The organism is Burkholderia sp. LMG 13014 (assembly GCF_905232215.1).
In the GTDB taxonomy this organism is placed as follows: Bacteria; Pseudomonadota; Gammaproteobacteria; order Burkholderiales; family Burkholderiaceae; genus Burkholderia.
This window is the reverse complement of record NZ_CAJNKE010000314.1, coordinates 1-6,927: the sequence shown is the minus strand read 5'-3', so window position 1 is coordinate 6,927 and position 6,927 is coordinate 1. Positions and strand designations below refer to the sequence as shown.

Annotated in this window: 7 protein-coding genes and 1 pseudogene; 3 read left to right on the top strand and 5 right to left on the bottom strand. The window is 65.3% G+C overall.

All coding sequences use genetic code 11. The features are described 5' to 3' along the window. The 5 genes and pseudogenes from JYJ84_RS24380 to JYJ84_RS24360 form a co-directional block, all read right to left on the bottom strand. Window positions 1-635 (bottom strand): annotated as a pseudogene (locus tag JYJ84_RS24380) (biofilm secretin PgaA); the annotation flags it as partial. A gap of 105 nt (window positions 636-740) precedes the next feature. Further along, window positions 741-1,538: a hypothetical protein gene (locus tag JYJ84_RS24375; RefSeq protein WP_175222550.1), complete on the bottom strand. Its 798-nt coding sequence runs from the start codon at window positions 1,536-1,538 to the stop codon at window positions 741-743. Between the two features lie 62 nt (window positions 1,539-1,600). Beyond that, a complete protein-coding gene (locus tag JYJ84_RS24370; RefSeq protein WP_122949408.1) occupies window positions 1,601-2,032 on the bottom strand; it encodes a hypothetical protein in 432 nt (143 codons plus the stop codon). Between the two features lie 274 nt (window positions 2,033-2,306). Next, complete coding sequence (locus JYJ84_RS24365; RefSeq protein WP_174956510.1) at window positions 2,307-2,702, bottom strand: hypothetical protein; 396 nt, start codon at window positions 2,700-2,702, stop codon at window positions 2,307-2,309. A 57-nt stretch (window positions 2,703-2,759) separates the two neighbouring features. Further along, on the bottom strand, window positions 2,760-3,758 hold the full coding sequence (locus tag JYJ84_RS24360) for a LysR substrate-binding domain-containing protein (protein ID WP_174956509.1): 999 nt from the start codon (window positions 3,756-3,758) through the stop codon (window positions 2,760-2,762). 601 nt (window positions 3,759-4,359) lie between these two features. Between JYJ84_RS24360 and JYJ84_RS24355 the strand changes: the two genes are divergently transcribed. The 3 genes from JYJ84_RS24355 to JYJ84_RS24345 all read left to right on the top strand — a co-directional run. Then, entirely contained in the window at window positions 4,360-5,775 is a 1,416-nt protein-coding gene (locus JYJ84_RS24355) for a circularly permuted type 2 ATP-grasp protein (RefSeq protein WP_175222551.1), read from the top strand. Between the two features lie 64 nt (window positions 5,776-5,839). Beyond that, the gene (locus JYJ84_RS24350) at window positions 5,840-6,781 is read left to right on the top strand and encodes an alpha-E domain-containing protein (protein WP_043183282.1); all 942 of its coding nucleotides are present in this window, start codon (window positions 5,840-5,842) and stop codon (window positions 6,779-6,781) included. Between the two features lie 8 nt (window positions 6,782-6,789). After that, window positions 6,790-6,927: transglutaminase N-terminal domain-containing protein (locus tag JYJ84_RS24345; RefSeq protein ID WP_275890743.1), on the top strand; the 138-nt coding region annotated here is incomplete at its 3' end.

Below are 6,927 nucleotides of genomic sequence, written 5' to 3'. Positions count from 1 at the left end.
TCGTTCGGCATCGGGGTGCCGGAGGTCTGCGCGGTTGGCGTCGGCGCATTCGACGGCGCGGTGGGCGCGGCTTGTGCGACTTTCGGCGGGGTGTCCGAAGCCGGTGCGACCGGTGCCGGTGAAGGGGATGCAGACGGGTCGGACGTGGTCGACGCGGGGCGCGTCGGCGCATCGGGCGGTTGGGCGTTCTCGGCCTGGGCAAGCAGCATCGTCGCTTCCGTTGCGTGCGCGACCGGTGCGGGCGTATCCCGCGATCGCGCGTCCGGCACCGGGTCGCTCGATTTCGGTGCGTCCGGTTCCACCACGACCGTGGTTGGCTGCAGCGGGCTCGACGCCTGCGCGATCTGCATCGACGCATCCGAAGCCTGTGCGATCTGCGTCGGTGCATGAGGGGGCGGAGCGCTCGCAGCGTCGGCAATCTGGATCGACACGACCGTTGGCTGCATCGCGCGCGGCGATGCATCCGGCGCGTCGCGGGTCCCGGCGATTGCGTTGACGCCGCCCGCTTCCGCATCGCCGTCGGCGGAGAAGCAGGGGCCGGACGCGACGAGCAGCAACACCAGCGGCGCATGCAGGAGGATCCGCCGGTTGGACGGAGCGACGGTCGAGCATGGTGGTTGACGATTGTTGGCCACGAGGTGTCCTCCTTTCGAAACGATCACATCGGTCGCACGCCCGACGACGCACGTCGTCGCGCATCGCGCGGCCGGGCGGCGAGTGCCCGGCGATGCGAATCCGGCTTACAGCCGGTTGCGGACCGCTTGCCCAAGCAACGCACGCGATTCGCTGTTCTTCGGGTCGATCGCGAGCACCCGGCTCGCGTTTTGCTCCACACAGTTCCATTCGTCGATCACGGCGCACGAGCGCGCCTTCGCCAGCGCACGTGCACTTTCCAGTTCGGCGTGCGTGACGCTTGCCGTCTGCATGTGCACGGTGTCGGTGCGATACGGCCGGGGCCTGGGCGCGAAGTCCAGGCGCCTGCTCGTGCCTGCCAGTGTGTCGGCATGCGGCGTGCGATGCGCGGCGCCGTACCGCGTGGCGGCGCGACCGTAGGCCGGTGCCGGACGCGTACCGGCCGCGAGCCACACGGGCGGCGCATGCGACGACCGCCGGTGTTTCGCGACCGCACGGGGCGCGGGTTGCGGTGCGGCTTCCGGTTCGACCGCGAGCGTGACGGGCGGCACGGTGGATATCTCGGGTGCCGCCGAAGCCGACGCTACCTGCAGCGGCGGCGTGAGCGGCGTGTCCTGCACACGTGTCGGGGCCGGCCCGGGCGCGGCTGAGGCTCCGGACGCGCCGGTTGCGCGCGACGCAATGGTCACGATTGCCTGGCGGGTTTTCCCGACGGCGGTGCCGATCACACCGGAGATGTCGTGCGTCACGCTCGGATGGCCGACCGTCGTGTCCCGTTCGGCGTACGCGAAGATGCCGAAGATCGCGGCGAACGCGACGAAGCTGAGCGCCGCGTTCTTGCCCGGGCCCCAGGAGGGTTGCGGCGGGTAGGCCTGCGAGTCGTCCTGTCGTTCTGCACGAGTCATTCAACGCTCCTCGATTCGATACGTTGCGATGTAAGACGCGATCGGGTGGGGTCGGGTGGCGTTCACCATTTCAACTGCGTGGTCAGTGCGCCGGTTTCGACGATCGCGAACTGGGTCGCGCCCTGATAGGTTCCTTCGACCCGGTAGCTCGCATCGGGCACGCTGAACAGGCAACGGGACCCGGATGCGTTGAATTCGACGAGTACGCGACCATGTCGCCGCAGGCGTACCTGGACGTTGGCGATTGGCTGCCCCGTCTGGGCCGAAGCAAACGACACGCCCAGGTTGTACGGACGGCCGTCGGGTGGAAGCGGTGCGGTACCGTCGATCCGCGCATCGCCGCAGATATACGAGATGACGTAGCGGCCCGCGCCGGGACCGGGTGCGGGGGCGGGTGGCTGGGACGCGGGCGTCTGGGCCACCGCATTCATGCAGAGCGCGGAGATGATGGCGCTGAGGAAAGGGCGAGCATGCTGTCGAAACGAGGAAGACATTGCAACCTCCCGTCCGGAATCAATGGCGCGCATTTATTCCGAGTCAGATTTGCCTGCGTTCTTTTTACGACACGCTATTGATACACGACGGTTTTTGAACCAACAACCGCGTGTGGTCTGAATGGGACGGGGCGAAATATCCTATTTAAATAGGATAGCGATGGATTTGTCTGACTCGCTTACCGATGAAGAAAGTCGATCTTGCCAGATATGAATATTGATTTTCGGTAGCAATGATCGCGCACGCTTTGAATCACGTCGGAGGTATCGACGTTCATGCCGAAAAGTAACGACTGACAAAAGGAATTTTTGCGGCTGTGTTCGCGATGAATTGATGACGGGCGGGATACAGGTTGCGCAATTCGAAATGAGGGTGCGACGTTTTTGATATTTTGGATTGTCGCGGGAAAATCGAAACTTTTGATTTGTTGTGTAACAGAGTATTTCTCGCCGAATAATCAGGCGGAATATCCGGATCGTGAAACGGCGGGCGTGAAAATTGGACGTCAATATGCAAACGTTTGCGATTCGTCTGGTATTGATTGCGGGTCTGGTGCAGTAATTTTTCGGGCTGTACAGGGATTGCCGATTGATGGCCGTTGAAAGGGCGGCCGCGTTCGCCGCGAAGCGGCGCGACGTGGAAGCGGGCGGGTACGCGATGGTCCGACACGGCAACCGCGCCGCAACCACGCCTGCTACGTCGGCAGGCACGACTGGAACGCGAAGATCAGCGGCTGCCGCCCGCGCTGCGCCGCGCGATGCGCATCGCCGGCGCGGCCGCTGCTTCGGTCGCGCCGACGGCACCGTCGACCGCCGCGCGCGGTCGGTTCATGATGTAGGTCCACAGTTGCTCGGCCGCGAGCCCGCGCTTGCGGGCCGACCGGTACAAGCGGATTTCGAGCTCGGTGATCCAGTCGCCGGCCCCCGCGCACACGAGCGTGCCTTCCGCGAGCTCCTTCGCGACGCAGCTTTCCGGCAGCCAGCCAATTCCGTGCCCGGCCACGACCATGCCCTTCAACGCCTCGGACATGTGCGTCTCGAAGCACCGGTGCAGCACGTACGGCTCGGTCGCATTCAGCAGCAGCATCTCGACGATGTTGCCGAGAAACGCGCCCGACGAATACGCGAGCAGCGGCAGCGGTGCGTCGGGGGTGCCCGGCAGCTGGAACACGGGCTTGCCGCGCGCATCGGGCGTCGACACGGGCAGGATCCGTTCGACGCCGAGGCTGACGAACGGGAAGTGGTTCGGGTCGAGCACGATCGGCAACTGCGGATGGTGATAGCCGAGCAGCAGGTCGCATTCGCCCTCGACGAGCTGCTGAACGCCTTCCGGCACGTTTACCGCGTTGACGCGCGCGGTCACGTGGCCGACCTCGCCGTTGAGCTGCTTGAGCCATTCGGGAAACAGCGTGAAGACGAGCGTGTGGGCGACCGCGAAACGCACGACCTGGTCGCTGGCCGCGAACTGGTCGTAGCCGTTCACGAGATTGCGCGCCGCATACATGCTGCGCAGGATGTCCGCGGCGAGCCCGCGGAACATCTGGCCGGCCGGCGTCAGCGTGATCGGGTTGATGCTCCGGTCGACCAGCTTCGCATCCATCCAGGTTTCGAGTGCAGCAATTCGTCTGCTGAATGCCGATTGCGTGAGGTGCCGGTTACGCGCGGCCCGGGAAAAGCTCTTGGTATCCGCAAGGCTCAGGAAATCTTCCAGCCACTTTGCTTCCATTTCGATCTTCGCTTTTTATAGTCGGGCGCCTGAAGGGCGGCGCCGCTTCGCTGCACGAACGTTCTAGCGTACCGCGCCTCGCATGCGGCGACCCGATGTTTTTTTTCGATGGGTGTCAGTCGAAATATGCATGGGCATTGTCGGCGGGATTACGGCTGCATAGCGTTGAGGTGCCGGACCCGGCTAACCGGACAGTTCATCGCGTCGAACTGCCGGCGCGGCCGCAGACGGTACTTCCCCCCAGGGCCGGTTGCGCCGTGCGCGTACCGGCCCGCCTTCCCATCCTTGCGTTGCGGTGCGTTTCTGTGCCCGGGCGGGCCGTTTTTTGTGCAGTGCAGATTGCACATTCGTGACACGCGGGGGAACTATGTTTGAAAGTCGCAGCGCAGCATGGGGCATGCGCGCCTGCGACGCACCGTCGTCGCCCGTCGCACCGGGTGCTGCACCGCCGTGGTGCGTCATGCCGCGCAGGCGTGCCTGGCGCGGCGCAAAAAGGGGGGATTATCGAGGGGATCGCGCAAGGCACGTTCCTTGCGACGCAGTCGTTACGCCGGTCCGGCATGCGCAATGCCGGGGAAAACGATCGATGGAGAAAAGATCGATGAAGCCATTCGATGAAATGCTGCAATCCGGCGACATGGTAAGGGCGCCCTACGCGCGCCTGAAGCAGTGGCTCGACACGCAGAATCCCGCGAGCCTCGCCCAGAAAGCCCACGACGCGGAAGGCGTGTTCCGCAAGACGGGCATCACGTTCGCCGTCTACGGCGACGCGGAGGCCGCCGAGCGGCTGATTCCGTTCGACATCGTCCCGCGCATCATCTCGGGCGCGGAATGGAGCCGGCTGTCGCTCGGCATCGAGCAGCGCGTGATGGCGCTCAATGCGTTCCTCGACGACATTTACCATCGCCAGGAAATTGTGCGCGCGGGCATCGTGCCGAAGCACCTGATCGCGCACAACGAAGCGTTCGTTCCGGAGATGATCGACTTCCGGCCGCCCGGAAACGTTTACACGCACATCATCGGCGTCGACATCGTGCGCACCGGCGAGAACGAGTTCTACGTGCTGGAAGACAACGCGCGCACGCCGTCCGGCGTGTCGTACATGCTGGAAAACCGCGAGACGATGATGCAGCTCTTCCCCGAGCTGTTCCAGCAGGTGAAGGTGCGCCCGGTCGAGACCTATCCGCAGATGCTGCGCCAGTCGCTTGCGGCCGTGTGCCCGCCGGGCGGCAACGCCGACAACCCGACTATCGCCGTGCTGACGCCCGGCATCCACAATTCCGCGTACTACGAACATTCGTTTCTCGCCGACCAGATGGGCGTGCATCTCGTCGAGGGCAGCGACCTGCAGGTGGTCGACGGCCGCGTCGCGATGCGCACGACCGAGGGCTTCCGTCCGATCGACGTGCTGTACCGCCGCGTCGACGACGCGTTCCTCGACCCGCTCACGTTCCGCCCCGATTCGGTGCTCGGCGTCGCGGGGATCATGGACGTGTATCGCGCGGGCAACATCACGATCGCGAACGCGCCCGGCACCGGCATCGCCGACGACAAGGCGATCTACTCGTACATGCCGGAGATCGTCGAGTTCTACACGGGCCGCAAGGCGCTGCTGGAGAACGTGCCGACCTGGCGCTGCGGCGAGGCCGACAGCCTGAAGTACGTGCTCGACCATCTCGACGAGCTGGTCGTGAAGGAAGTGCACGGCTCGGGCGGCTACGGGATGCTGGTCGGGCCGTGCGCGTCGAAGGCCGAGCTCGAGGCGTTTTCCGCGAAACTGCGCGCGCGCCCCGCGAACTACATCGCGCAGCCGACGCTCGCGCTGTCCACGACGCCGATCCTGACCGAAGCCGGCCTCGCGCCGCGCCACGTCGACCTGCGGCCGTTCGTGCTGGTGTCGGACCGGATCCGCATCACGCCGGGCGGGCTCACGCGCGTCGCGTTGAAGGAGGGATCGCTCGTCGTCAACTCGAGCCAGGGCGGCGGCACCAAGGACACCTGGGTGCTGGCCGACTGAGCCGGACGCGACCGCGCGCGCCGGAACCGGCGCGCCAACCGAACGAAGACGGAGTGGACACGAGATGCTTCTGGGACGTACTGCAAGCGGTCTCTACTGGATGTACCGCTATATCGAGCGCGCGGAGAACATCGCGCGCATTGTCGATGCCGGGTTGCGGATGGCGCTTACGCGTACGTCCGACGCGCCGGCCGAATGGTCGTCGGTGCTCGTCAGCTCGGGCACGGACGACGGTTACCGGCAGAAATACGACGCGTATGCGGCCGATACCGTGACCGACTACCTGCTGCGCGACCGCGACAACCCGTCGAGCGTGCTGTCGTGCATCGAGGCCGCGCGCTCGAACGCGCGGATGGTGCGCACGGCGCTCACGCGCGAGGCGTGGGAGAGCGTGAACGGCGCGTGGCTCGCGTTGCGCCGCGCGCTCGCGCAGCCGGTGCCGGAGAGCGAACTGCCGGCCGTGCTCGACCAGGTGAAGCGCGAAACCGCGCTGATCCTCGGCAGTTTCTACAGCACGATGCTGCGCAACGAAATCTTCGATTTCGCGCAGATTGGCGCGTTCGTCGAGCGCGCGGACAACACCGCGAGGATCATCGACGTCAAATACCACCTGCTGCTGCCGTCGGTGTCGCACGTCGGCACGATCCTCGACAACTACCAGTGGGAGACGATCCTGCGCTGCGTCGCCGCGCACCGTTCGTACCGCTGGGTGTACGACGTGCAGTACAAGCCGATGAACATCGCCGACTACCTGATCCTGAACGGCCGCATGCCGCGCTCGCTGCGCTACTGCTACGGGCGCGTCGTGTCGAGCCTGAACCTGCTCGCGAAGGATTACGGCGTGACACATCCGTGTCACGACACGGCCGCGAAGATCCTGCAGATGCTGTCCGACACCTCGGTCGAGCGGATCTTCAAGAGCGGCCTGCACGAGTTCCTGACCGACTTCATCGGCCGCAACAACAGCCTCGGGCTCGAAATCGCCCAGGCCTACAACTTCGACTGAGACTTGCCATGCGACTCGCCATCCGACACATCTCGCGTTATCAGTTCGACGATCAAGCCACCCATGCCCTGCAACGGTTGCGGCTGCGTCCGCAGTCGGGCCCCGGGCAGACGGTGCGCGCGTGGCAGGTCACGATCGACGGCGTC